This window comes from Laspinema olomoucense D3b (assembly GCF_025370785.1).
In the GTDB taxonomy this organism is placed as follows: Bacteria; Cyanobacteriota; Cyanobacteriia; order Cyanobacteriales; family Laspinemataceae; genus Laspinema; species Laspinema olomoucense.
Window position 1 is genome coordinate 129,823 of record NZ_JAMXFA010000016.1, and the last position, 25,210, is coordinate 155,032.

Consider the following 25,210-nt stretch of genomic DNA (forward strand, 5'->3'; position numbering starts at 1 on the left):
GATTCTAAGGGAGAAGGGAATGATGCTATCGGTTCCAGGCTATCAAATTCTTGCCAAAATTTACGAAAGTTCCAACACCCTGGTCTATCGAGGACGTAGAGAGTTCGATGGACAACCCGTTATCCTGAAAGTTCTTCATAAAGACTATCCCACCGACCAAGAATTGGCGAGTTATCAACAAGAATATGAATTAATTCGGTCTTTTAATTTAAACGGTGTTATTAAAGCCTATAGTCTGGAAAAATATCAAAATACCTTAATGATGAGCTTAGAGGATTTTGGTGGGGAATCCTTAAGACAGTTAATCTCATCCCAAAAATTTACCATCCTGGGATTTCTCAACCTCGCTATTAAAATCGCGGAAAGTTTGGCGGAACTGCACTCCGCTAATATTATTCACAAAGATATTAATCCGGCTAATATCGCCTTTAACCCGGTGACGGGACAGCTTAAAGTTATTGATTTTAGTATCTCTAAGGTGTTGACCCGAGACCATCCCAGTGTGGAAAAGTCTGATGCCTTAGAAGGGACTCTGGCTTATATGTCGCCGGAACAAACCGGGAGAATGAACCGATCGCTTGATCGCCGTAGTGATTTTTATTCTCTGGGGGTTACGCTGTATGAACTGCTGAGCGATCGCCTTCCTTTTGAAACCACCGATGCGATCGAATTAGTCCATTGTCACATTGCGATCGAACCACCTCCTCCCCATCAACACAACCCTGACGTTCCCAAAGCCCTCTCGGACATCATCCTCAAACTCCTGGCAAAAAGCCCCGAAGACCGCTATCAAAGCGCTTGGGGGTTAAAAGCGGACCTAGAGGAATGTCTCAGCCAACTTAGGACCACTGGCAGCATTGCCCAGTTCCCCCTGGGACGGATGGATATTTCCGATAAATTTCAAATCCCCAAAAAATTGTATGGTAGAGAACTCGAAATTGAACGATTTATGAACGCCTTCGAGCGCGTCATGAACGGCCATACAGAAATGATTCTAGTCGGGGGGTATTCAGGCATTGGTAAATCTGCTTTGGTGGATGAAATCAAGCATAAAATTAATCAAAAAAAAGGCTACTTTATTTCCGGTAAATTCGACCAATTCCAGCGTTATGTCCCCTATTCAGCAATTGTTAGTGCATTTTCTGACTTGGTTGAACAACTGTTAACGGAGAGCGAAAAGAAGCTAGAAATTTGGAAAGAAAAACTTTTAAATGCTCTAGGTCTTAATGGTCAAATTATTATTGATGTAATTCCGGAAGTCGAATTGATTATCGGGCCTCAAAATCCCGTAGCTCAACTGGGACCCAGCGAATCTCAAAATCGATTTAATTTAGTTTTTCAAAATTTTATTCGGGTCTTTTGCACCCGACAAAATCCCTTAGTCATTTTTCTCGACGACCTTCAGTGGGCGGATTCTGCAACCCTGAAGTTGATTGAGTTAATGATGACCGATGAACAGACCCGATACCTATTTCCAATTGGGGCTTATCGGGATAATGAAGTTAACCCCACTCATCCTTTAACCCTCACCTTGGATGGATTGCGGAAACAAGGGGCGACGATTAATCAAATGACCTTAACCCCCTTGGGGATTGACCAAATCAATCAACTGATTAGTGAAACCTTGCATCAGGACCGGACAACGGTACAACCTTTGGCGGAATTAGTGATGCAGAAAACCCAAGGGAATCCCTTTTTTGTTAATCAGTTTTTGAAGACGCTTTATCAGGAGAATCTTCTTACCTTTAATCCCAATGCTGGCAATAACCAAATCGGCGGGTGGCAGTGGGATATTGACCGGATTAAGGCCGTGGGGATTACGGATAATGTTGTAGAATTGATGATTAGCAAATTGAGGAAGTTGCCCGAAGTAACCCAGGAAGTGCTACGTCTAGGGTCTTGTTTGGGGAACCAATTTGACTTAAATACTCTGTCTTTAATTTATGCTAAGGAATCCTTTGGGACTTTTTCCGATATGTCACCGGCGATCGCCGAGGGATTAATCCTACCGATAACGCCGGAAGAAGTCACGGATCCGAGTGCGATTAATCCGCTATTAATTCTTAGCTATAAATTTTTACATGACCGAGTACAGCAAGCAGCTTATGCCTTAATTGAAGACTCCCAAAAAAAGGCAGTTCACCTGCAAATAGGCCGGATGTTAGTTGCCAGTACCCCGGAAGAGTATTGGGCGGATAAAATATTTGAACTCGTAGATCATTTGAATGTGGGGCGATCGCTAATTGACGAAGAGGCGGAAATCCTAGAATTAGCCACTTTAAATTTAGAAGCTGCCAAAAAAGCTAAAAATGCCACCGCCTATGTCGCCGCCCAGCAATATTTAAAAGCGGGCATGGACCGACTCACGGAAACCATTTGGGACCGTGATTATGACTTAGCCTTGGAACTCTACAAACAACGCTCACTGGTTGAGTATCTGAATGGCAATTTTGAAGAATCGGAAGCTTTCATTAAAGAAACCCTCAACCGAAGCCAATCGATTTTAGAAAAGGCCGAAGTTAATAATCTCCTCTTATTGCAATATGTCTTGCGCGGGGAATACAGCGAAGGGGTAAAAACGGGGCGAAAAGCGCTCTCACTCCTGGGAATTGAGTTACCTGAAACCGATGTGCCAACGGCGATCGGGGCTGAATTTGCAGCAGCCAAAGCCAAATGGGAAGGGAAAGAAATTGGGCGGTTAATTGATGAACCTCAGACGACTAGACCCGAAACCAAAATTGCATTAAAATTACTCACCACCGTTGCCGCACCTGCATACTTAATTGACCCGCAACTCTGGACAGCGATCGTTCTCAAAGGGGTTAATCTTTCTCTGGAATATGGCAGTATCCCCGAGTCTTGTATTTCTTATACTAATTACGGACTGCTACTGAGTTCAGGTTTTGGGGACTATAAATCCGGCTATGAATTTGGATTATTAGCAATGAATTTGATTGACAAATGGGGAAGCCTTGAACTCAAAGGTAAGGCTTGCACTGGATTTGCCAATTGCTTAAGCTTCTGGTTTAAACATATCAAAGAATCAAACCGTCTCAACAAAGAAGGATATCAAGCGGCTTTAGAATCGGGGGATTTAGAATATGCCGGATATCTTCTCCATAATACCGTTCTCAATGCTTTTTTTGAAGGTCAAAATCTGGCCCAAATCAGCAAGGAAACAGGGCCTTGTTTCCATTTTGCCCAAAAAACCAAAAACCAAATTTCAAGTGACCTCTCCCTGGGGTTACAACTGATCCTCTTTAATTTAATGAAAATCACACCTGACCCCCTAGAATTTTCTTATGAAGAAACCAGCGAAGCCGAGTATTTGGCAAGTTGTTATCAGGATAACAAATTTTATGCACTCTGTAATTATTTAATCCGAAAATTACAGGTTCTCTATCTCTATAATCGCCTAGAAGAAGCCAAAACTTGTGTTTTAGAAGCGGAAAAATATCTACTGTATATTACGGGCACTCTTCCCACAACGGATTTTAATTTTTATCAGTCCCTGGTGTTATGTGGACTCTATGCCAAGGCATCACTGGAAGAACAAACAGAGTATCAGCAAAAAATCGCCGCTAATCAACAACAGATGAAAGTGTGGACCGATAATTGTCCCGATAACTTTGAACATAAATATCTCTTAGTGGCAGCGGAACTCGCGCGGATTTCCGGAGATGAAGAGGAAGCCCTCGACTTGTACGATCGCGCCATAGAATCCGCCCGGAAATATGAATTTATCCAAAACGAAGCCTTAGCCAACGAACTGGCGGCACAATATTGGTTTCAACGAAATAAACAAAAATATGGCCGAGTTCACCTCCGGGAAGCCTACTATGGATATCAACGCTGGGGTGCAGTGAGAAAAGTCACCGAACTAGAGGCGATTTATCCCCAATTACTGACGAAAGCACCGGCAAATTCTGGGGCGATCGACACGCGAACCACAGCGATTCACACCACCACGGATAATCATGCAGGCATCCTGGATTTAGCCTCAGTAATGAAAGCATCCCAAGCGATTTCGGGAGAAATTGTCCTGGACAAATTGCTTGCCAAATTGATGAAAATATCCATCGAAAATGCTGGAGCACAAAAAGGATGCTTAATCTTACCCGCAGAAGGTAAACTGACGATCGCGGCTGAAGCATCCGTTGATCGCGAAGAAGTCACCATCGCTCAATCTGCACCGGGAACCCTGGGAGGGCGATCGCTCGAACCGGATCAAGTCCCCGTCACCATTATTAACTATGTCGAACGGACTAAATCCGATGTCGTCTTAACCGATGCTGCCAGCGAGGGAAAATTCACCGCTGACCCTTATATTATTTCCCATAACTTAAAATCGGTTCTGTGCCTACCCATCCTCGATCGCGGTCAATTAATCGGCATTCTCTACTTAGAAAATAATCTCACCACAGGAGCTTTTACCAGCAACCGCTTAGAAGTCTTAAGACTCCTCTCCGCACAAGCCGCAATTTCCCTAGAAAATGCCCTTTTATATGCTTCCGTCGAGCAGAAAGTCCAACAACGCACTCAGGAATTAAACGAAAAAAATACCCGCCTCGAACAAACCTTACATGAACTCCAACGCACCCAAGCACAACTGATTCAAAGTGAAAAAATGTCCGGACTCGGACAAATGGTAGCCGGGGTTGCTCATGAAATTAATAATCCTGTAGGATTCATTTATGGCAACCTCACCCCCGCGTCCCAATATGTCCAAGAACTGCTGAATTTAATTGAAACCTATCAGCAGGAATATCCTAATCCTACCCCAATTATTACCGAAACTCTGGAAGAACTCGATCTAGAGTTTCTCGTAGAAGACTTGCAGAAACTGCTCGATTCCATGAAAGGAGGTGCAGAACGCATTCGCAATATTGTCCTATCCTTGCGAAACTTTGCGCGTCATGATGAAGCGGATATGAAACCCGTGGATATTCATGAAGGCATCCAGAGTACCTTGATGATTTTGCAACCGCGACTGCGATGCGAAGGTGAACAACGGGGAATTACGGTGGTTGAAAATTATGCTACTTTACCCCGAGTTACCTGTTACGCCTCGGAACTGAATCAGGTGTTCATGAATATTTTAAGTAATGCGATTTATGCCTTAGAAAAGGACGGAACCACGGCTACACCCACGATTCAGATTCATACCGAACTCAGCGATCGCCACTCAGCGATCGTCCGTATTGCGGATAATGGTCCAGGAATGACTGATGAGGTATTAAGGCGGATTTTTGACCCCTTTTTCACCACAAAACCTGTAGGTTCAGGGACAGGTTTAGGGTTATCCATCAGCTATCAAATTGTTGTAGAAGCACATGGTGGAGAACTCACCTGCACCAGTGCACCGGGGACCGGGACCGAATTTGTCATTGAGATTCCCCTGCAACCGCGTACAAGGTTTAGTTAATCCACCACCTCAGAAACCCGGTTGCTGCGAGATCCCGGGTTGTAAAATCCACTCAACATCTACCTTACCCGCTAAAATTCCATGAGTGAATCTTCCATCCGTCCCGCCGTCATTACCAAAGTAATTCCCGATTCCATCGCCGCTGAAATGGGATTTGCACCCGGAGATGCGATCGTTTCCATCAATCAACAAAAACCCCGAGACTTAATTGATTATCAATTCCTTTGTGCCGATGAACTCCTCGAACTCGAAGTCCTCGACAGCCGAGGCAAAACCCATCAATTAGAAATAGAAAAAGACTATGATGAAGACCTCGGACTCGAATTTGAATCCGCCTTATTTGATGGATTAATTCAATGTAATAATCGCTGTCCCTTCTGCTTCATCGACCAAAAACCACCGGGAATGCGAGATACCCTCTATCTCAAAGACGATGACTATCGCCTCAGTTTTCTCTATGGTTCCTACCTCACCCTCACTAACCTCAGTCAAAAAGAGTGGAACCGCATCGAACAAATGCGCCTCTCTCCCCTCTACGTTTCCGTCCATGCCACCGAACCCGATATCCGCACTCGCCTCTTAAAAAATCCGCGCGCCAGCCAGATTCTCGAACAATTAAAGTGGTTTCAACAAAAACGGCTACAAATTCATGCTCAAGTCGTCGTTTGTCCCGGCATTAATGATGAGAAACATCTCGAAACCACACTCTTAGACTTAGCCAAATTTGGCAAAGGAGACATTCCTGCTGTCGCCTCTGTCGCCGTCGTCCCCGTCGGCTTAACCCGCTTTCGTCCCGAGGAAGATGAACTCATCCCCGTCACCGCAGAAAAAGCCCGAGAAGTCATCCAACAAGTGCAAACTCTGCAACCGAAATTCCGTAAAACATTAGGGTCAACCTTTGCCTGGTTAGCCGATGAATGGTTTCTAATCGCCGGGGAAGAACTCCCCCTAGAATCCGACTATGAAGACTATCCCCAAATCGGCAATGGCGTCGGTTCCATTCGGCAATTTTTAGAGGAATTTGAGGAAATCGCTACAGAATTATTGCCGCCCAAAGTTTTTCCCCCGCGACAATTCAATTGGGTAGTGGGAAATGCTGTAGAAAAAGCCTTTCAACCCATTGTAGACCGCCTAAACTCCGTAGAAGGATTGCAGATAGAAATGGTAGCCCTCTGTAGCGATTTCTGGGGGCAAACTATGAGCGTGACTGGCGTGTTAACAGGTCAAGATTTGCTCCACGGGTTGCAAAATAGAAAGTTAGGCGATGCCATTTTGCTGCCGGATGTCATGTTAAAACATGGAGAAACTAGGTTTTTAGATAATATGACTGTTGAGGATTTGGCAGCTCAATTAAAAACTCCAGTATTGCCGGTGAGTGGGATTGATGGGTTAATTTTAGGTTGTATTAATCCCCAGTTATAACCTTTGGACAAGGGTTTGAGGCGTCCTCTGGGGGCCAATGATTTATAGAGCGCGGCTAAATCAGTTTGTGAAACTCCCTGATCTACCGACGGGGAAGGTGTCGGGACCTCAGGGAGTCGCGGGGGATGCAATCGCCATTGCGAAGAGTGGAAGGCGGCAAGATGCGATCGCACCTAAAGGAACTAATCACTACTACATATCATGAGTTGAGTAAAGTGTTAGAAAATTCCTTTTAATGACGTCGTTCCAGCATGACCCAACGCAAGACAAAAATAATGGATAAAACCCCCGCGACAAGGAAACCTGTGGGAAGAGTAATCAGACCCAACCAGTGCATCAAAACCATAGAGGTCAAAATCTCTCCCATCATCGGGTTTGGGCAAGTAATTCCGGGTCCGGAGCCCCCGCACCCCAATAAGTTAGCCAATCCCATACCGGCAAAGGCTAGAAAGAAGGGAAAAATAGAGCAAAAAATAACAAGGCAAATCAGAAGGCCAATAAATTTTAGCGAAAGGAAAAAGGAGAGAACTTTTTGCATTTTCATACCAGATTGAGGGGCTATAAAATGCATGGGAACACCAGCGTTCACGGATAACCAACAACTTGTTGTAAGGTAGCACTATTTTGTAGTGTTCGGTGTAATGCGAACTTTAAATTCACCTGGTGCAGTTCCCCACCGGCAAACTGCCATCCCTCCGGTGTTGATGCAATAGTTTCAAAGGGTTCTCCCCATTGAAAGCGGGGGAATGGGGGTAATGGCAGTGGGCGATCGCGTCTGGAGGAAGGGGGTTACATTGCTGCGATCGCCCAGGAATCTGGAGACGCCGGTCCCAGTCGCACCATTGATGGCATTACCCCCAGTGGGCGCGATCGCAGGCGGCAGAAAATACTCTAAAAATGTTTCTTTTTCAGCGATTTAGAACAAAAGGCAAGGCTGGAATTAATGGAGCATTGCTTAGTGCTTTGTCCTGCTCGATACAAAAGTTTCAGCGAAAAACCTTTGCCGGATAATTTTTATCAAGTCGCTGTCTGGAATCGACATTATTTGGAGGTTCTGAAATTAGAAATCGACTGGATGCAACAACGCTTAGTCTTAGAGATCAACCGTTAATCTCTTAACAAGTCTGGAGCAATCAGTTATTTTGGGATTGCTAAGCTAAGACTCAGCCCGATGTGCGATCGCGCGCCTCCAGCTTCTTCAAGAGCGAATGAACAGCGCTCCCCTAGGGCGGTAGCGGTAAGGCCCTGGGAAAATCTACTTCTTAAGTAGCAGTCAAATATAGTTCTTCAGCAGTAGATTTTTTTAGAAATTAAGAGTTACCCTAGGGAATCTATTAATACCCAAGGATATTATGAGGGATAATACCGGGCATTGGAAAATCTACTTCTTAAGTAGCAGCCAAATATAGTTCTTCAGCAGTAGATTTTCTTAGAAATTAAGAGTTAGTCTAGTGAGTGTAGTAATAGCCAAGGAAATTATGACGGATAATACTCCAAATTTTAAAAAGCCTTATGCATATAATCCTGACTTGCAGGAAAAGAATCTTGACAAGAGCGAGAACCAGGAGCTTGAGGCTCAGACTAACGACAATGCAGAATCTAAGCAAGATGAATCATCAGGTTCAGGCATTGGTGCGAGGATAGCTGGAGCAGCAGTCGGTGGTATCCTTGGTGCTCGCTCGGGAGGCATTGTGGGTGCTGTAGCAGGCTCAGTTGCTGGCGCTATAATTGGTAAGGGTACGGCTGATACGGTTAACCGTGCTGTAGACAATTTAGGGGATGCAGCACACACGGTCGCTGACGGTATTACCCACACTGTAGAAGAGCTAGGGACAGTAGCAAAGGAAACTGCTGAGGAAGTTAGACCCTCTATCAAAGCTACAGCAGAAGCAGTCAAGGAGACTGTTGAGGAAACCAAGCCTTCTATTAAAGGTATAGCCGAATCGGTCGATCAAACAGTTAGGGAAGCGAAGCCTTCTGTAGTAGATGCAGTCAAAAGCGCATCTGAGGAAGTCAAACCGACAATTAGAGAAGTAAAAGAGTCAGTCAAGCAGACAGTGGAAGGTGTCAAGCCTTCTATACAAAGTGCAGCGGACTCTATTAAGAGCACGGCCGATGAAGTTAAGCCTTCCGCCAAAGCTGTAGCTCAGGAAATTGAGGGGGCAACTAAGGAGCTGCGATCGACTGTAAAAGATACAGCGAAAGCAGTTGAGCCATCTATAAAAAGCGCCGCCCACTCGCTTCAGTCATCTGGCAAGAGTGTAGCTGAATCAATGAAGTCATCTGCTCAAAGCGCAGCCGAATCTGCTAAAGCGGCAGCGCAGGATGTTAAGTCATCTGCCCAAGATGCAGCAGAATCGGCTAAAGGTGCAGCGCAGGATGTGAAGCATGATGTTAAGTCATCTGCCCAAAATGCATCTCAATCTGCTAAAGGTGCAGGGTATGATGTTAAGTCATCTGCCCAAAATGCATCTCAATCTGCTAAAGGTGCAGCGCAGGATGTGAAGCATGATGTTAAGTCATCTGCCCAAAATCCAATCCCATTTCCTCCAGGTGCAGGGCATGATCTTAAGTCATCTGCCCAAAATGCAGCCCAATCTGCTAGAGGTGCAGCGCAGGATCTTAAGTCATCTGCCCAAAATGCAGCCCAATCTGCTAAAGGTGCAGCCCATGATGTTAAGTCATCTGCCCCCTATCTAGCCGAATCCACCGCACAGAAAGATAAGGATAGCGATATTCACATCTCCGGCAGTCCTGAAGTCAAGGACAAAGTGGTAATTCATGATAAGAGAATCACTAAGGACTAGGTAAAGTAAGGACTTAACTCCAGCTTGTTAAAGCTAGGGTTAAGAGAGTTTAACAGAGAGTGGCTCTTAGAAAAGAGTCCACTCTTTGCCGTATAATGTCCTCTGAGAGTACCAAAAGGAATGTAGAGAAGGTCTGCAATTTCCTGATTGCTCCGTCGGGTTACCATCAGGGCTAAGATTTCCTGTTCGCGCCTCGGGAGGGGATTTGCCGGGAATTATTTAGCCTCTGATGGGATAACAAGGACTGATAAATCTCGGTCCCCTGTCCACAGTGCAGTAGCGATTTGTGGGGACAAACCATGAGGGTTATGGGTGTTTTAACAGGTCAAGATTTGCTCAACGGAGTGCAAAATAGAAAGTTAGGCGATGCACTTTTGTTCTGGAATTGGATGTTAAAAGATGGATAAATCTGGTTTTTAGATAATAGGAATGTTGAGGATTTAGCAGCTCAATTAAAAACGTCTATCTTGCCAGTCAGTGAGATTGATGGATTAATTTTAGGTTGTATTATTGGGATGTCCGAGTTGGTGGAAATGTCCAGATCAGCCCGCACCCTCCAGGGTCTGGATCCACAAACCAAGCCTGCCTGCGCGGGCTCACTACAGGGGCAATCCCCACAGATTTCATTCTAATAAAACTTGACAAAATAACTAAATAGTGATATTAAAAATATCTTTTTCCCTCGCCTGTGGGGGCTGCGTTCCTGTTGCTGCGCCCTGTTGGGGTGTCGGCCAACCCATTACCCAGAAACTTAACAAAATTTAATCAATTAGGCTATACTGTAGCCTAGATATATCAAAATGATATAAATGCTTGAACTCTCTGCTTTAGGACTCCTGCAGCGCCATCCCCTACATGGCTACAGGTTGAAGCAAGAACTGGAGCTATTTATGAGTAGCTGCATGAGCGTCAACTATGGAGCCATTTACCCCTTGCTGAAACGGTTGGAGGAACGGGGTCACATTGCGGCGATCGCCCGGGAATCGGGAGACGCAGGACCGAGTCGGACGATTTATGGCATTACCCCCAGTGGGCGCGATCGCTGGCGGCAGAAAATGCTCGAACATCCCCAGGATAGCTGGGTGAAAAGTCGCGCGCGTTTTGCTATTAAATTTTTCTTTTTCAGCGATTTAGAACAGGAGGCAAGGCTGGAATTAATGGAGCATCGCTTAGTGCTTTGTCGTGCGCGATACAAAAGTTTCAGCGAAAAACCTTTGCCGGAGGATTTCTATCAAGTCGCTGTCTGGAATCGACATTTGGAGGTTCTGAAATCAGAAATCGAATGGGTGCAAAGACAAATTGCCATTGAGGGGCAAGAGCAAGGGAGTCCGGATACAGCCCAAGCCAAGGCAGGAAGAAATCACTCGGGCGATCGCTAACCTTCCTTATCGGTTTAAATCCCTTAATTAATAAATCCATCCTAAAACTTAGATGGATTGCTCACTAAATCGGACAAAACCAGGGAGAAATATGAAACTACCAGACGCTTACAATTCCCAACTAGAAACTAAAGAATCCGTAAATACTGTTGCTAATGAAAGCGAATTAGAGCAACAATCAAAAAAACCGTTACGAGATAAAAAGCGCAGGTTTAAATGGAGCAGCAGGCGGGGCCGATCGCTGGCTTATGCTCTGTTTCTGTTGTTATTAATTGGCGGTGGTGGCACCGGCTGGTACTTTTGGCAATCGAGGCAAATTGCTCAGGCAAATAGCCAACAGCAAGGCGGACCCCAAAAGCCCCAAGGGGTGGCAGTGCGGTTAGCTACCGTCGAAATGACCAATTTAAGGGAAACCTCGGAATTTGTGGGGACCCTAGAGGCACAACAGGCGGCGATTGTACGCTCAGAAATGGCGGGACGGGTGAGTCAAATTGATGTTAAAGCCGGGGATAAAGTCTCCCGAGGGGACGTGATTGCCCGCATTGATACTCGGGAAATTGAAGCCAGACTGCGACAAGCACAGGCAGCCCAAGCGCGGGCACAATCTCAGGTTGCCCAGTTACAAGCGGGGAACCGACCGGAGGAAATTGCTCAAGGAGAGGCCCGTTTAGCGGCAGCCGAGGCCCGATTGGCGGAGGTACGGGCGGGGAGTCGTCCGGAGGAAATTGCTCAGGCACAAGCGCGGTTGCGGCAAGCAGAGGCCCGATTAGCTGAATTGCGGGCGGGGAATCGTCCAGAAGAGATTGCCCAAGCGCAGGCGCGGTTAGAACAAGCGCGATCGCGGCTGCAATCCTTACGGGCTGGGAGCGCTGGGGATGAAATTGCCCAAGCTCAAGCTCAAATTGCCGATGCGCAGGCGCGGGTGGAGTTAACGACGGAACGGGTGGAACGGAATCGGGAATTAGCGGATCAAGGGGCAATTTCCCGCGATCGCTTTGATGAAGTGGTCACAGAAAACCGGCGTGCCCAAGCGGATTTACAGCGATTTCGCCAACGAGTCGAGGAACTGGAAAACCAGCGACAGGAGGAAATTGTAGGGTCTCAATTGCAAGTGACTGAAGCGGAACAAGCGTTAGCACAGTTACAAAGTGGGGCGCGTCCGGAAGAAATTGCCCAGGGGGAAGCGGAGGTGGCGGAAGCCCAGCAATTGCTGAATCAGAGGCAAAATGGGGCACGTCCGGAAGAAATTGCCCGCGCCGAAGCGGAGGTGGAAGAAACAAGGCAAGAGTTACGGCAATTAGAGAATGGGACGCGACCCGAGGAGATTGACCAAGCTAAGGCACAGTTAGCGGAGGCGATCGCCCAAGTCAGAGCGTTGGAGGTGCAGTTACAAGATGCCAATATCGTCGCACCCTTTGAGGGAATCGTCGGCGATATTCCCGCGAAAGTGGGAGATGTGGTCACTGTGGGGCAGGAATTAACAACTTTGACCCAAAATGATGCGTTGGAATTGCGGCTGTCCATTCCCCTGGAACGCGGGTCTGAGTTGAAGTTGGGGATGCCGGTGGAAATTACCGATGCCAACGGACAACCGTTGACTATGGGGAGGGTGAGTTTTGTTTCTCCCACGGTGAATTCGGATTCCCAAACGATTTTAGCCAAGGCAAGTTTTGCCAATCAAGGGCAATTACGCGATCGCCAGTTTGTGAGGGCTAAGTTGGTTTGGAACGAAAGGGACAATCGGATTGTGGTGCCAACTACGGCGATTACCTTCCAAGGGGAGGAGCGATTTATCTTTGTGGCGCGAGGTGAGGACCCGGCGACTGCGGAACGAGTGGCGGTAACTTTGGGATTGGTCCAAGGCGATCGCGCGGAAGTGGTTGAAGGACTGACAAACGGCGATCGTATTGTTATTTCTGGTTTACAACGACTATCCGACGGTGCTGCCATTCTTCCGATTGTCGATGAACCAGCTACAGCGAATCCCCAGTCATCCCCGCAAGCGGCACCATCCCCCTAAGCATCGGTGACTTGATGCAAGTGAGAATATAATTTTAACAAGATAGCTCTCACTTAAAATTGATCAGGAATTAGCCCCTAATAATCGCCAATCCCTAACTCAATGTTTACTACTTTTTTTATCAAACGCCCGGTTTTCGCCTCTGTCTGTTCCCTGTTGATTATCATAATTGGGGTAGTCGCTTATACGCGCTTGCCGGTGCAGGAATTTCCCAGCATTGACCCGCCTGTCGTGACGGTATCCACGATTTATCCGGGTGCCAGTCCCCTGGTTGTGGAAACCGAAGTCACAGAAATTTTAGAAGGTCAACTGAATGGGATTGAAGGGATTAAAACTCTCACATCCCAAAGTCGAGAAGGGGTGAGTTCAATTACCCTCCAGTTTAACCTCGATCGCGATATTGATTTGGCTGCTCAAGATGTGCGATCGCGAGTGGATCGGGCCCTGCGCCAACTCCCAGACGATGTAGATATCCCCCAAGTTACAAAGCAGGAAGGGGATGTTTCTCCCATCGTTTGGTTTGCCTTATTTGGGGAAAATTACACCTCCCTGGAATTAAGTGACTATGCCGAACGATTTATTCAGGACAATCTGGAAACCGTTCCGGGAGTGAGTAACATCTTTATCGGGGGTCAACGGCGCTATGCGATGCGATTGTGGGTTGATCCCGTCAGACTAGCAGCGCGCAATTTGACCGTCTTAGATATTGAACGCGCCTTGCGTCAAGAAAACCTAGAAATTCCCGGCGGTTTAGTTGAAGGAGAACAATCGGAATATTCAGTACGGGTTCTGGGTAGACTGCAAACCCCGATTGAATATGAAAACTTAATTATTCAGCGGAATCCCGATGGGACGCAAATCCGATTTAAAGATGTGGGACGGGCGGAAATTGGTGCCGAAAGCGATCGCTCCTTCGTCCGTTTTAATGGCATTCCCGCAGTTTCTCTGGGGGTGGTAAAACTCTCCAGTGCCAATACCATTGAAGTGGCACGCGGCGCTAAAGCCAAAATGGAGGAACTCTCTAAAAATTTCCCCGAAGGGTTAAATTATCAGATAGCTTTTGATACTTCGGAATTTGTGAAACTCGCCATTGATGAAGTTTGGATTTCCCTGTTTATGGGAACCTTGCTGGTTATTCTGATTATCTTTGTTTTCCTACGGGACTGGCGATCGACTCTAATTCCGTCACTCACCATTCCCATTTCCTTGGTGGGTGCATTTGCCATCATGTTAATTCTCGGGTATTCCATTAATACCCTAACTTTATTTTCCTTGACCTTAGCGACCGGATTAGTTGTGGATGATACGATTGTTGTCCTGGAAAATATTGTCCGGTATATTCAAGAGAAAAATATGAAACCCTACCAAGCAGCCCTGCTTGGAGTGAGTGAGGTGGTATTTGCCGTGATTGCTACCACCGTTGTTTTAATTGCTGTGTTTGTACCCGTGGGGTTTTCGGGGGGAAATACCGGGCGATTATTCACCGAATTTGCTATAACCCTAGCCGGTTCAGTCGTCATTTCTTCCTTTGTGGCCTTGACCTTAGCACCAGCATTATCGGCCCGTATTTTAAAGCGAGATGCCGAAATGAAAGGCGGTGTATTTGCGATTATCGAATTCTTTTTTGATCGCATGGAACGGGCGTATCGGTGGTCTTTGCGGAAAATTATGCCCTTGAAAACGATTGTCGTGATCGCCTTTATCGGGTCCTTAGCTTTAACGGTCTTCCTATTTAATCAAGTACCCAAAGAATTCATTCCCACCGATGATCGAGGAGCAATTTTGACGATTGTTCGAGGTCCGCAAGGGGTGACGATTAATTACACCGATCAGGTGATGCAGCAGGTGGAAGCAGCCTATAGTAAAATCCCGGAAGTTAAAAGTTATTTAACCATTGGTGCATTTGGTCGGGGGGCTCCCGGTCAAGTGAATCAGGGATTTGCCTTTGTCCGCCTTCTACCTTGGGCGGAACGAACCGAAGAGGATCAGTCTCAACAAAGCATTATAGGTCGCTTATTCGGACAGTTTTCCCAGATTACGGATGCAGTAGTTTTGCCCATTAATCCTCCTTCTTTACCTGGTGCAGGGTTTAGTCAACCTGTAGAATTCGTCCTGCAAGGCAGTGATTTAGATGAACTAGCTCGGGTTTCGGAAGAGTTGGCAAATAAAGCTAATCAATTGCCGCAATTAAGAAACGTTGATACAGATTTAACCCTGACTAAACCAGAATTATTAATTAGCATTGACCGCGCTCAAGCAGCCAATTTAGGCATTTCGGTTCAGGATATTTCCCGTACTTTGCAAGTCATGTTTGGAGGACAGGAGATTACCAATTTTAATCAAGGCAATCGACGGTACGAGGTTGTCGTGCAATCTGAAAAAGAATTCCGGTCCTCTCCCCAAGATATCGAACAAACCTATATTCGCACCCAGTCGGGACAGTCGATTCCTCTGAGTAGTGTGGTTACCGTTAGTCCTTCAACTACACCCCCACAAATTAACCACTATAATCGCTCTAGGGCAGCGACCATTTCTGGTTCTCCCGCCCCAGGGTCTACCTTGGGAGATGCCTTAGAGGCCTTAGAAAACCTAGCTCGTTCCGTGATTCCCGCCGATATACGAGTTTCCCTCGCGGGTCAATCTTTGGAATATAGAGAAGCAGGACAATCGACTCTGTTTATCTTCGGTTTATCCCTAGTCTTTATTTTCTTAGTGTTAGCAGCTCAGTTTGAAAGCTACATTGACCCGATTATCATTCTTTTGGCCGTTCCTTTGTCCCTCTTAGGCGCATTCGCGGCTTTGTTAATGGCGGGGTTGGACTTAAATATTTACAGTCAAATTGGGTTGATTATGCTGATTGGGTTGGCTACTAAAAACTCCATTTTGATTGTAGAATTTGCCAATCAACGTCGGGAAGAAGGACTCTCCATTACTAAAGCGGCTCTCGATGCTGCAAAGGTGCGCTTTCGTCCGATTTTGATGACCGCATTTTCAACTATTTTCGGATTGATACCCTTAGCATTTGCCACAGGTGCAGGGGCGGCGGCGCGGGTCTCCATCGGGATGTCTGTTGTGGGCGGAATGTTTGTTTCTACCTTGTTAAGTTTGTATGTCATTCCGGTGTTTTATACCATTGCTATGAGAGCACAATATCGGTTAATGCACAAAGGACATGATGAAACAGACAGGGCGGTTCCTGCGGAAGCTGTTGAACAGGAGTCTGTTTCAAATGGCAATGGGAAGAGTACCCAAACCTTGAGGAAGGTAGAACAAGAAGGAGGCGATCGCGAAAATCTCCCCTCGGGACGACGCTAACTCAATTGGAAGTTCCATCCTAGCCGGATGGGACTTCCAATAATTTATAATTTACTCGCGCAAATATAAACTTCAAGAAAACAATAAATATTTCCCGCTTGCACTTTTTGCTCCAATTACAATATACTAAAATTTCTTGTACCTCTTGTTCTAACCACACCCCCTAAAAATGGCCCGAGATGAGTTATTACAAATTCGGCTCAGCACACCTGAAAAAGAGCGCCTGCAATTAGAAGCAGAGCGACGCGGAGTATCCATGTCCGAAGTGATTCGCGACTATATCAAACGTCTGCCTAAATCCAAAAAAGAATTGTAATTAACCGATAGAATATGTCTAACCCCCAAATTGCCGCTTATGGCTCCTGGAAATCCCCGATTACCTCCGATGCGATCGTCGCTGGCAGTATTGGACTGGGGCAAATTTTTTGGGACAATCAAACCCTGTATTGGTTGGAAATGCGACCCCAAGAAGGGGGAAGAAATGTCCTCGTTGCGCGATCGCCCCAAGGAGAAATCCAGGATATCGTCCCGGCACCCTTCAACGTTCGCACCCGCGTTTGTGAGTATGGTGGCGGTGCTTTTACCCTCAGTAACGGGACCGTTTATTTCTCGAATTTCAGCGACTCCCGCCTCTACTGTCAACCCCCGGGAGAAGAACCGCAACCCCTCACCCCGGAAGCGAATATGCGCTACGCCGATTTTACCGTGGATACGCAACGGGGACGCTTAATTGCGGTGCGAGAAGACCATACCAGCGCGGGAGAACCCGTCACCAGTTTAGTCACCATTAACTTAGCACAGGGTTCCGATATCCGCGTCTTAGTCGCCGGAGAAGACTTCTATGCCACACCCCGCCTCAGTCCAGATGGTCAAAATCTCTGTTGGTTAAGTTGGAATCATCCCAATATGCCGTGGGATGGGACTGAACTGTGGATCGCTAAAATTAATCCCGATGGTTCTGTGGGGGAAACCCATCAAGTTGCTGGAGGCGTTAACGAGTCGATTTTTCAGCCCCAATGGTCTCCAGATGGTAGCCTGTATTTTGTATCCGACTGCTCAGGATGGTGGAATCTGTATCGATCGCACCCCACCACCAGCACTATCGAACCCGTCTGCGAAATGTCTGCGGAATTCGGACTCCCCCAGTGGGTGTTTGGGATGTCTACTTATGGATTTGCCAGCAGCAGTCGCCTGATCTGCACCTACACTCAATTCGGGATCTGGCATTTAGGTAGTATCAACCTCTCCACCGGCATCCTCCAAGAAATCACCACCCCCTACACCTCCTTTAGTTCTATACAAGTCAACGGCGATCGCGTCGCTTTCATCGGCGGTTCCCCCACCGAACCCACGGCGATCGCGCAATATCATCTCAACAGCGGCGAATTAGAAATTATCCGCAAATCCACCACCTTAACCATCGATCGCGCCTACCTCTCCCAACCCCAACCCGTCGAATTTCCCACAGAAAACGGATTAACCGCCTATGGTATCTTTTATCCCCCTAATAATCAGGATTATATTGCCCCCCAGGGTGAATTACCGCCTCTGTTAGTCAAAAGTCATGGCGGACCCACCTCCTCTGCCAGCAGCAGTCTCAGTTTAAGCATTCAATATTGGACTTCCCGGGGATTTGCCGTACTGGATGTCAATTATGGCGGCAGTAGCGGATATGGACGGGAGTATCGGCAACGCCTAGAGAATCGCTGGGGAATTGTCGATGTCGATGACTGTGCCAATGGCGCAAAATATCTCGGGGAACAAGGATGGGTGGATAGCAACCGACTGGCGATCGCCGGAGGCAGTGCAGGCGGTTATACAACCCTGTGCGCCCTCACCTACCGGGATGTTTTCAAAGCCGGGGCCAGCTATTATGGAGTCAGTGATTTAGAAGCTTTGGCAAAAGAAACCCATAAATTTGAATCCCGCTATCTGGATAAATTAATTGGTCCTTATCCCGAAGCAAAGCAAACTTACATCGAACGTTCTCCGATCCATGCTTGCGATCGCATTTCCTGTCCCGTCATCTTTTTCCAAGGATTAGAAGACCAAATTGTTCCCCCAAACCAAGCTGAAGCGATGGTGAATGCGTTAAAACAAAAAGGGATTCCCGTCGCTTACCTTCCCTTTGAAGGCGAACAACATGGATTCCGTCGGTCAGAAAACATTAAACGCGCATTAGATGGAGAATTTTACTTTTATTCAAGAATTTTTGGCTTTTACCCCGCAGAAAAACTAGAACCCGTACCTATCGACAACTTCTAACAAAAACCCCGGCTAATTATCTATTAAAAGGCAGAACCATGAGCAGAAACAATGTCAAAGCGATCGCCGACACCCTGAAAACTCAAATTCTGATTTTGGGTGGTTTTGTCACCCTCATGTGGATCGTCCAAATCCTTAACCTTTTTCTGTTCCGAGGCACCTTACTCATTTATGGGATTTTGCCTCGCCACCCAGACACTCTACGCGGCATTCTATTTATGCCCTTTTTACATGGTAATTTCCCCCATTTAATCGCTAACACCATCCCATTTTTAACCCTCGGTTGGTTCGTCATGCTGCGGGAAATTCGGGATTTTTGGGTTGTTACTGCCGTAACCATGTTAGTCAGCGGATTAGGGGTTTGGCTATTGGGTTCTCCCGGGTGGCATATCGGGGCCAGTGGACTGGTATTCGGCTATTTAGGTTATCTCCTATCTCGCGGGTTTTTTGAACGCAATTTACCCTCAATTTTGCTATCCATCATCGTGGGTGTATTGTATGGAGGAATTATCATCGGCGTCTTACCCATACAGGCGGGAGTCTCCTGGGAAGGTCATTTATTCGGTTTGATTGGCGGTGGCATCGCCGCTTGGTTGTTATCACGCCGTCCGTCAATCCCTTAACCGGAAATAATTTAGCGATCGCCTCGGTGAGCGATCGTCATTGGTATCAAAAATTAAAGGGTCCGAACAATGGCAAAAAAACAAAAATTTCCGTATTTAGTCGGGTCCAAATGGACCTCACAACAAAAAACTTGGGGATGGAGACATTTCCAAGTGGTGAATCGCAAAAACGAGGGCAAATGGGTCTTTGCAGAAATGGTTTCTGCTTGTGACCCCAACGTGCGCTTTTGGATTAATGCCACCCAATTTAAAGATAGAACCCTCTGGCAAGCCGGTTGGCAAACTTTACAAGAAATGCAATCCCACCCTGAACAAGACTTTGTAGATACTCTAATTCACCTTTCATGATACAGTCATGAAAGAAAAATCCACTTTAACTAAATTTCCATGAGTGCTGCGGTTACCGTCCAAAACGTCCAAAAAGTTTATAACAAAGTCCCGGTGGTTAATGACTTATCATTTACCATTGAACCGGGAGAAATGTTTGGCTTACTCGGGCCCAACGGTGCAGGCAAATCCACCACAATTCGGATGCTCACCACCTTAACAAAACCTACCAGTGGGAGTATCAAAATTGCCGGATATGATGTCCAGCGTCAACCCATTCAGGTGAAGCAGTGCATCGGCGTTGTTTTACAACAAGTCAGTGTGGATAACGACCTCACCGTCTGGGAAAATATGGAGTTTCACGGACGATTACATCACATTCCACACCGGGACCGGCAAGAGAGAATCAAGCAATGGCTGAATTATGTAGAACTGGGCGATCGGCAAGACAGCCTGGTAAAAACCCTATCAGGCGGCATGAAACGGCGCTTACAAATCGCTAGAGCCTTGTTACATCAACCGGATATCTTATTTTTAGATGAGCCCACAGTCGGACTCGATCCACAAACTCGGCGCAGGTTATGGGAAATTATTAAAGATTTAAACCGCCAGGGAATGACAATGTTGCTAACTACTCATTACATGGATGAGGTGGAATACCTGTGCGATCGCATTGGCATTATGGATGGGGGGAAATTAATTGAACTGGGGACACTCAGCCAATTTAGAGAAAAACATGGGGAAGGATTGGTGATGAAACAAATAGGCGATCGCTGGGAATATAAATTTTTCCCAGACATTGCTGAAGCAAACGCCTACCTGGAACAACAACCGGATAAAACCGGGTTAATGGTTCGTCCTTCTAACTTAGAAGATATTTTTGTCGAACTCACCGGACGTCAGTTAGACTAATCAACTCAGAACGTTTAAACGAACTCCACAGCGTTTAAAATAATATTTTGTGGTCAGAGGTGTTGGATGCACGGATATCGTCAATGTCAAGTTTAGCCAGCCAGATTGAAGCCATACTGTACTTAAAAGGGAAACCGCTTGCGATCGCGGAAATAGCCGAATATGCAAACTGCGACAAAGAAACCGCAGAAGAAGCACTCATTCAACTCATTAACGATTATGCTCACCGAGATAGCGCTTTAGAAGTGCTAGAAACTGAAAACGGCTACAGCTTGCAACTGCGAGAGACGTTTCAAGACTTCATGCAGCGCTTAATTCCAGCAGAATTAGGCGTCGGTGCCTTGAGAACCTTAGCGGCGATCGCCATCAAAGGCCCCCTCAGCCAAACCGACTTAGTAGAACTACGCGGTTCAGGAGCCTATCAGCACGTTCAAGAATTAGTCCAACAAGGGTTTGTACGCAAACGCAAACAACCGGAAACGCGATCGTTCTCCCTGCAAGTCACCGCCAAATTCCATCAATACTTCCAGCTAGATCAACTACCCAAACAGCTAGAATTACCCTTTCAACAAGAACACAATTCAGATAGCGATGAACCCGAAGAACTTGATGAAACCCCAGAACAATTCCCCGAAGAATCACCCACGGAATAGAGAGGAAAAAACGCTCTGTGCTGTGATTCCTGCTGGTTGAAGGTGAAAAAAGCGAGGCAAATAGGAGTTTCTAAGCTTGACTCAACGCTTGTAAAAACTCCAGCACAACCCAATCACTGTCTTCCGTACATTGGGTAACCGGGTAGTGGTGGATGATGCGGATTCCCTGAGTTTGCAGAAGGCGATCGGTTTCTGCCTCATCCTCCTCCCCATTCACCACCAGAATCCCCAATTTACCCTCAGAACAAACCAGAAAATGAGGATCTTGATTTTTTCCGCCCTCCGGAGTCGTCAACCGCGCCGTCGCGTTGGAGTAAAACAGAACCCCAGCGCGATCAAGTGCTTCTGCAATCTTTACCTCTGCCTGCGATCGAAACTGCCAACCATTCCAGAAATGAGAACTGGATTCAGAATTTGAAGTGGCGATCGGGTTTATTCCTGGTTCGGCATTTATATCATCTTCGTTTAATAAAATCTTATCATCCGGCCTTTTCGCTTTGTAGAAATCAGCTTGACAAGAATCTTGACTTACATTAGCGAATAATAATTTAGCTCCACTTAAATTTGATCCACTTAGATCCACTCCCATTATCTGATTTCGTTGTAAAGTGATTTGATTCCGCCGTAAATATCGCTTCAGAACAGATTGCAGATTACCTTTTTTAACCTTTTCTCCGAATGCTTCTGAGAGTAACTTCCAGAGTTTAGCACCAGCATCCTTGAGATAATCAGGGTCATACCCAGTAGTTTTAGAAATTTCGCAATAAGACAGACCTTCCCAAGACTGACGAAACACTATCTCTTGAACATGGTTGAGGCGTTCATAATCGAGTACCGTTTCTACGATCGCGAGAGCTTCGTCAACCGTCATGGCTCCAAATCCCTCAAAAGTCATGATAATTTAACAAGAGGCAGTCAGCTAACCCAATCTTCATGCTACAAATGGTTATTTGCTCTGCTATGCAATACCTAATACCTTTCTGGAAAAGGATTGCCTCAGAACCCAAGGCAGTGGGCCCTCAACCTGAACGCCGATATAGCAGCACTTTTGGAAGCTGGAATCTGCATCCCAAAGTAAATTCTACCATAGGGAATACCTTTTTATTACTTTTCTCCTACTTTTCAATTACTTTTTTTTCCATAAAAAGATGAGATAATCTTATTATGTGGAAAAGAAAAACCTCTGGTTAACCGAGAGGGAGTCGCTCATAGGGCAAAAAAATCGACTGGCATAAAACCAGACCATAATTGATAGTCGCTCAGTGTTCTACTCCTAACCTGTGTTACTATTACGCACACCTACGAGAGAATTGAGCAAATCCTTTAAAGTCTACGGCCAAGATTCAAAACCACACCCAGTCAGCTTAATGTTGACAAAATTTCTTCAGGCTAACAATTTATTTAGGCATAGTGTCTTACATAAGATCACTGGATAGTTGATAGTTGAAGCCCTCTGTATAATTATCTTCTATAACTTCGTCCTGTCCAGACTGAACACTAAAACTCAAAATATAGGTAAAGATTATTTAGAAATTTTAACCATATGATTGACAGAAAATTTTTTTGTGTAAAATAGACGATAAGCCCTGCTATACCATCAGGCTTATCGCTGGGTTACTCGGTCGGATGGTGTGATCGGCGATAGCTGTCAGTATTTAAGTTTCTTCTAGATAAATCTCAGGAGTTTTTGTATGAATTCAAGCACCAGTAAAAGGAATCAACTTGGAAAGGTATTTGAAAATCCACTTTTCCAAAAGATAATCCTTACCATTCTAGGGTTTTTCTTGATACAAGTTTTGCTTTTTCAACTGAGTGGAGCAGTGCGTAGTACACTTTATGTCATAACGCACGTTCTTTTACCTTCCAACCAAACCACTGTAGAAATCAGAAATATCATAATTGGTGGCCTCCACGACATAAATGAACTGACAACTACTGAGATGTCTACTAAAGCTACAGTCGATTTTAAAGAAGACCGGATATTTTTTGGTCGGATACCATTTGGGGATACTCATGTAGTTTATGAAGCTGTGGGAACTGTGCAAGCCGGAATTGACTTAGATCAACTTGATGTAAAAAAAATAGATGTAGCAAAGCATAAAGTTCGGCTTGTATTACCACCGCCTCGACTCATGAAAGCATTTCTTGATGTTGAAGGTTCTCATGTTGTAGTACATTTCCGTCGTTGGTTTGGGCGTCCAGTAGAATCAGACTTACAAGAGCAAGCGCAAAGAGAAGCTTTAGCTTTAATTAAAAAAGAAGCCTGTGCCAATAAGATTTTGGATAACGCCAATCAACAGGCTAAAAAGCTGGTTGAAAACATTTTACATAGTTCCGGGTATCAAGAAGTTATTATTGATACTCAACCCCCTGGAATTAATTCTTGTCAGGTTTAATTGATTGTAAATCAGTTTATTTCTCGGATTTCCAATCAATCTGTGGTGGGATGAGGGCGCTGTGATTTTAATAGCGTGTTTTACAAGAAAAAGGGCAGCGCCTAACCCACCCTCCTAATTACTATTGTTCATAAATTTAATTTCAAGGCTGATAAAAAATGGCAAAATATTTACCTATGCACGATTCAAGTCAAGCAATACCAAAAGAAGAACTGCAAAACATTGAAAATCAATATAAGTCTAATAGCAAAACAATTGCTGCGTTAAAGTTCATAGAAAATAACAATGAAAATATTGTAGCAACAATCCAATAAATTTCTGAAAACACAGGGGTTCAAGTCTCAATTATATTGCAATCTTTAGACAATCAATGCCGTAATATTTTAAGGGATAAAGATGTAAGCGAAGATTTACCGGATCTGGCTAATACTATTGTTTCTGGTGTGACTGTAGCAGCACTTTTAGCTAGTCACGCAACTCTTGCTCCTTTTGCTCCTGTATTGGGGTATTGTGCTGCATTGGCAGTAAAAAAAGGGATTAAGTTATATACACGAGAATAGCCAATTAAACAAGAGATTCAGAATTGATCTCATAGAAAAAAGCTCTAATCGGATGACATATTTATTTCATGATTGTAAATTGAAAAGTCTTGGTGAATGCGACAGTATTCGCATTTTCCTTCAGCGCGAGCGCTCGTAAGTTGACGCAAAGCTGCTGGATTAACTGATATTCTAGCAATAGAAAGCTTGCTCTGTTGGGGAGGCTTCAACACTCCTCCCCCCTCGCCTCTAACACTACAGAATCAGGGGAAGCAATTTTTGAGAGGGAATCTTCCCTAATGCAAGGCAATACACCGACAGTCCATCGAAAACGGCGATCGCCAACAAACGTATTATGATTTTGATTGAAGTTTTTCCTGAAAAATAGCCTCCATCTCTTCATCGGTAAGATCGTAGGCGTATTTAGCAGTATTTTCACTTCTACGGCTCATCAGAATTTTAAGTGCTGCGTGACAAGCAGACTCATCATTCCGATGAGCTTTAATATAAACTTTTAATTCGCTAGTGGTTAGATTTTCAAGATTTTCGCTCATTCAACAAACTCCCAGATTCCCTCTTGATTAATTATGATTGAAAACTCATCATTGATGCCAGCTTGAATATAAATAGTTTTTAGCACCCGATCATAGCGAAAGACATTGATTACTTGATACAAGTTAGAAAGCATCTGACAAACTTTAACACTCCCATAGGCTTGTGCAACAGTGGGCAATTTTTCACCTCGGCAATTTTATCTTAAATCAACAAAACTTATTAAAAGCACAAAACCCCAACACTTTCGTATTGGGGTTCTGTCTAATATTGACCGGGCACCGAGCTATTTTCCCAGGAGGCTACCCTCCAAGTATCTTCGCCGCAGTCGCGTTTCACGTCCGAGTTCGGGAAGGAGTCGGCGTGGGGCCACGAAGCCATAGGCACCCGGAAAACTGTGAGGTTGATAAACCCTCAAGACTGCATAAAGAAAAGAAATCAAAGTTAAATCAAAGTTATATGAGGTCAAGCCCTCGGTCTGTTAGTACGCCTTGGCTGCATACATTACTGCACTTCCACCTAGCGCCTATTAACGGGTGTTCTGCCCGTGACCTTACTGGATTAACTCCATGAGA

22 protein-coding genes and 2 rRNA genes are annotated in these 25,210 nt (G+C 45.5%); 18 read left to right on the forward strand and 6 right to left on the reverse strand.

Annotation, left to right across the window (positions count from 1 at the left end):
- Positions 1-19: 19 nt before the first annotated feature.
- Positions 20-5,425 carry a trifunctional serine/threonine-protein kinase/ATP-binding protein/sensor histidine kinase gene (locus NG792_RS14055; protein ID WP_261235789.1) on the forward strand — a complete coding sequence of 1,802 codons (5,406 nt, stop codon included), beginning with the start codon at positions 20-22 and terminating at the stop codon, positions 5,423-5,425.
- Positions 5,426-5,506: 81 nt separating this feature from the next.
- Positions 5,507-6,847, forward strand: coding sequence for a TIGR03279 family radical SAM protein (locus tag NG792_RS14060; RefSeq protein ID WP_261235790.1), 1,341 nt, complete (start codon positions 5,507-5,509; stop codon positions 6,845-6,847).
- A 232-nt stretch (positions 6,848-7,079) separates the two neighbouring features.
- On the opposite strand, the gene NG792_RS14065 is transcribed toward NG792_RS14060, so the two are convergent.
- On the reverse strand, positions 7,080-7,391 hold the full coding sequence (locus NG792_RS14065; protein ID WP_261235791.1) for a hypothetical protein: 312 nt from the start codon (positions 7,389-7,391) through the stop codon (positions 7,080-7,082).
- Between the two features lie 202 nt (positions 7,392-7,593).
- On the opposite strand from NG792_RS14065, the gene NG792_RS14070 reads away from it, so the two are divergent.
- The 13 genes from NG792_RS14070 (at position 7,594) to scpB (ending at position 21,148) form a co-directional block, all read left to right on the forward strand.
- Complete coding sequence (locus NG792_RS14070) at positions 7,594-7,767, forward strand: hypothetical protein (RefSeq protein ID WP_261235792.1); 174 nt, start codon at positions 7,594-7,596, stop codon at positions 7,765-7,767.
- A 23-nt stretch (positions 7,768-7,790) separates the two neighbouring features.
- Complete coding sequence (locus NG792_RS14075) at positions 7,791-7,958, forward strand: hypothetical protein (protein WP_261235793.1); 168 nt, start codon at positions 7,791-7,793, stop codon at positions 7,956-7,958.
- A gap of 340 nt (positions 7,959-8,298) precedes the next feature.
- Complete coding sequence (locus NG792_RS14080) at positions 8,299-9,654, forward strand: hypothetical protein (protein ID WP_261235794.1); 1,356 nt, start codon at positions 8,299-8,301, stop codon at positions 9,652-9,654.
- Positions 9,655-9,905: 251 nt separating this feature from the next.
- Positions 9,906-10,061: a DUF512 domain-containing protein gene (locus tag NG792_RS29090; RefSeq protein WP_353961706.1), complete on the forward strand. Its 156-nt coding sequence runs from the start codon at positions 9,906-9,908 to the stop codon at positions 10,059-10,061.
- A gap of 402 nt (positions 10,062-10,463) precedes the next feature.
- A complete protein-coding gene (locus NG792_RS14090; RefSeq protein WP_261235795.1) occupies positions 10,464-11,033 on the forward strand; it encodes a PadR family transcriptional regulator in 570 nt (189 codons plus the stop codon).
- A 91-nt stretch (positions 11,034-11,124) separates the two neighbouring features.
- Positions 11,125-13,053, forward strand: coding sequence for an efflux RND transporter periplasmic adaptor subunit (locus NG792_RS14095; protein WP_261235796.1), 1,929 nt, complete (start codon positions 11,125-11,127; stop codon positions 13,051-13,053).
- 102 nt (positions 13,054-13,155) lie between these two features.
- On the forward strand, positions 13,156-16,368 hold the full coding sequence (locus NG792_RS14100) for an efflux RND transporter permease subunit (RefSeq protein ID WP_261199418.1): 3,213 nt from the start codon (positions 13,156-13,158) through the stop codon (positions 16,366-16,368).
- Positions 16,369-16,537: 169 nt separating this feature from the next.
- Complete coding sequence (locus tag NG792_RS14105; RefSeq protein ID WP_261199419.1) at positions 16,538-16,684, forward strand: ribbon-helix-helix protein, CopG family; 147 nt, start codon at positions 16,538-16,540, stop codon at positions 16,682-16,684.
- A gap of 14 nt (positions 16,685-16,698) precedes the next feature.
- On the forward strand, positions 16,699-18,633 hold the full coding sequence (locus tag NG792_RS14110; protein WP_261235797.1) for a S9 family peptidase: 1,935 nt from the start codon (positions 16,699-16,701) through the stop codon (positions 18,631-18,633).
- Positions 18,634-18,671: 38 nt separating this feature from the next.
- On the forward strand, positions 18,672-19,256 hold the full coding sequence (locus tag NG792_RS14115; protein WP_261199421.1) for a rhomboid family intramembrane serine protease: 585 nt from the start codon (positions 18,672-18,674) through the stop codon (positions 19,254-19,256).
- 69 nt (positions 19,257-19,325) lie between these two features.
- Positions 19,326-19,604, forward strand: a complete 279-nt coding sequence (locus NG792_RS14120; RefSeq protein ID WP_261199422.1) for a TIGR02450 family Trp-rich protein — start codon at positions 19,326-19,328, stop codon at positions 19,602-19,604.
- 39 nt (positions 19,605-19,643) lie between these two features.
- Positions 19,644-20,495, forward strand: a complete 852-nt coding sequence (locus NG792_RS14125) for an ABC transporter ATP-binding protein (protein ID WP_261235798.1) — start codon at positions 19,644-19,646, stop codon at positions 20,493-20,495.
- Positions 20,496-20,578: 83 nt separating this feature from the next.
- The gene (gene scpB, locus NG792_RS14130; RefSeq protein ID WP_261235799.1) at positions 20,579-21,148 is read left to right on the forward strand and encodes an SMC-Scp complex subunit ScpB; all 570 of its coding nucleotides are present in this window, start codon (positions 20,579-20,581) and stop codon (positions 21,146-21,148) included.
- A gap of 70 nt (positions 21,149-21,218) precedes the next feature.
- Here scpB and NG792_RS14135 read toward each other — a convergent pair whose 3' ends face one another.
- Positions 21,219-22,043 carry a helix-turn-helix domain-containing protein gene (locus tag NG792_RS14135; RefSeq protein ID WP_317619511.1) on the reverse strand — a complete coding sequence of 275 codons (825 nt, stop codon included), beginning with the start codon at positions 22,041-22,043 and terminating at the stop codon, positions 21,219-21,221.
- 796 nt (positions 22,044-22,839) lie between these two features.
- Between NG792_RS14135 and NG792_RS14140 the strand changes: the two genes are divergently transcribed.
- The 3 genes from NG792_RS14140 to NG792_RS14150 all read left to right on the forward strand — a co-directional run bounded on the left by NG792_RS14140 (position 22,840) and on the right by NG792_RS14150 (position 24,104).
- Positions 22,840-23,544 (forward strand): DUF4230 domain-containing protein, encoded by a 705-nt coding sequence (locus tag NG792_RS14140; RefSeq protein WP_261235800.1) that lies wholly within the window; start codon positions 22,840-22,842, stop codon positions 23,542-23,544.
- Positions 23,545-23,702: 158 nt separating this feature from the next.
- Positions 23,703-23,858 carry a hypothetical protein gene (locus NG792_RS14145; protein WP_261235801.1) on the forward strand — a complete coding sequence of 52 codons (156 nt, stop codon included), beginning with the start codon at positions 23,703-23,705 and terminating at the stop codon, positions 23,856-23,858.
- Between the two features lie 36 nt (positions 23,859-23,894).
- Positions 23,895-24,104, forward strand: a complete 210-nt coding sequence (locus NG792_RS14150; RefSeq protein ID WP_261235802.1) for a hypothetical protein — start codon at positions 23,895-23,897, stop codon at positions 24,102-24,104.
- 332 nt (positions 24,105-24,436) lie between these two features.
- On the opposite strand, the gene NG792_RS14155 is transcribed toward NG792_RS14150, so the two are convergent.
- The 4 genes from NG792_RS14155 to NG792_RS14165 form a co-directional block, all read right to left on the reverse strand.
- Positions 24,437-24,637 carry a DUF6887 family protein gene (locus tag NG792_RS14155; RefSeq protein ID WP_261235803.1) on the reverse strand — a complete coding sequence of 67 codons (201 nt, stop codon included), beginning with the start codon at positions 24,635-24,637 and terminating at the stop codon, positions 24,437-24,439.
- Positions 24,634-24,816: a DUF6888 family protein gene (locus NG792_RS29145; protein WP_435387576.1), complete on the reverse strand. Its 183-nt coding sequence runs from the start codon at positions 24,814-24,816 to the stop codon at positions 24,634-24,636. Before NG792_RS29145 ends, NG792_RS14155 begins: the two co-directional genes overlap by 4 nt.
- 92 nt (positions 24,817-24,908) lie before the next feature.
- Positions 24,909-25,026, reverse strand: a 5S ribosomal RNA gene (gene rrf, locus NG792_RS14160).
- A 70-nt stretch (positions 25,027-25,096) separates the two neighbouring features.
- Positions 25,097-25,210 (reverse strand): 23S ribosomal RNA (locus NG792_RS14165); the annotation flags it as partial.

What these genes read in the sequence shown, in the direction of transcription:
- NG792_RS14065 (WP_261235791.1), bottom strand. Translation starts at nt 7,391, where the DNA reads ATGAAAATGCAAAAAGTTCTCTCCTTTTTCCTTTCGCTAAAATTTATT.
- NG792_RS14120 (WP_261199422.1), top strand. Translation starts at nt 19,326, where the DNA reads ATGGCAAAAAAACAAAAATTTCCGTATTTAGTCGGGTCCAAATGGACC.
- NG792_RS14110 (WP_261235797.1), top strand. Translation starts at nt 16,699, where the DNA reads ATGTCTAACCCCCAAATTGCCGCTTATGGCTCCTGGAAATCCCCGATT.
- NG792_RS14060 (WP_261235790.1), top strand. Translation starts at nt 5,507, where the DNA reads ATGAGTGAATCTTCCATCCGTCCCGCCGTCATTACCAAAGTAATTCCC.
- NG792_RS14090 (WP_261235795.1), top strand. Translation starts at nt 10,464, where the DNA reads ATGCTTGAACTCTCTGCTTTAGGACTCCTGCAGCGCCATCCCCTACAT.
- NG792_RS14105 (WP_261199419.1), top strand. Translation starts at nt 16,538, where the DNA reads ATGGCCCGAGATGAGTTATTACAAATTCGGCTCAGCACACCTGAAAAA.
- NG792_RS14075 (WP_261235793.1), top strand. Translation starts at nt 7,791, where the DNA reads ATGGAGCATTGCTTAGTGCTTTGTCCTGCTCGATACAAAAGTTTCAGC.
- NG792_RS14070 (WP_261235792.1), top strand. Translation starts at nt 7,594, where the DNA reads ATGGGGGTAATGGCAGTGGGCGATCGCGTCTGGAGGAAGGGGGTTACA.
- NG792_RS14055 (WP_261235789.1), top strand. Translation starts at nt 20, where the DNA reads ATGATGCTATCGGTTCCAGGCTATCAAATTCTTGCCAAAATTTACGAA.
- NG792_RS14140 (WP_261235800.1), top strand. Translation starts at nt 22,840, where the DNA reads ATGAATTCAAGCACCAGTAAAAGGAATCAACTTGGAAAGGTATTTGAA.
- NG792_RS14145 (WP_261235801.1), top strand. Translation starts at nt 23,703, where the DNA reads ATGGCAAAATATTTACCTATGCACGATTCAAGTCAAGCAATACCAAAA.
- NG792_RS14115 (WP_261199421.1), top strand. Translation starts at nt 18,672, where the DNA reads ATGAGCAGAAACAATGTCAAAGCGATCGCCGACACCCTGAAAACTCAA.
- NG792_RS14155 (WP_261235803.1), bottom strand. Translation starts at nt 24,637, where the DNA reads ATGAGCGAAAATCTTGAAAATCTAACCACTAGCGAATTAAAAGTTTAT.
- NG792_RS14125 (WP_261235798.1), top strand. Translation starts at nt 19,644, where the DNA reads ATGAGTGCTGCGGTTACCGTCCAAAACGTCCAAAAAGTTTATAACAAA.
- NG792_RS14095 (WP_261235796.1), top strand. Translation starts at nt 11,125, where the DNA reads ATGAAACTACCAGACGCTTACAATTCCCAACTAGAAACTAAAGAATCC.
- NG792_RS14100 (WP_261199418.1), top strand. Translation starts at nt 13,156, where the DNA reads ATGTTTACTACTTTTTTTATCAAACGCCCGGTTTTCGCCTCTGTCTGT.
- scpB (WP_261235799.1), top strand. Translation starts at nt 20,579, where the DNA reads ATGTCAAGTTTAGCCAGCCAGATTGAAGCCATACTGTACTTAAAAGGG.
- NG792_RS14135 (WP_317619511.1), bottom strand. Translation starts at nt 22,043, where the DNA reads ATGACTTTTGAGGGATTTGGAGCCATGACGGTTGACGAAGCTCTCGCG.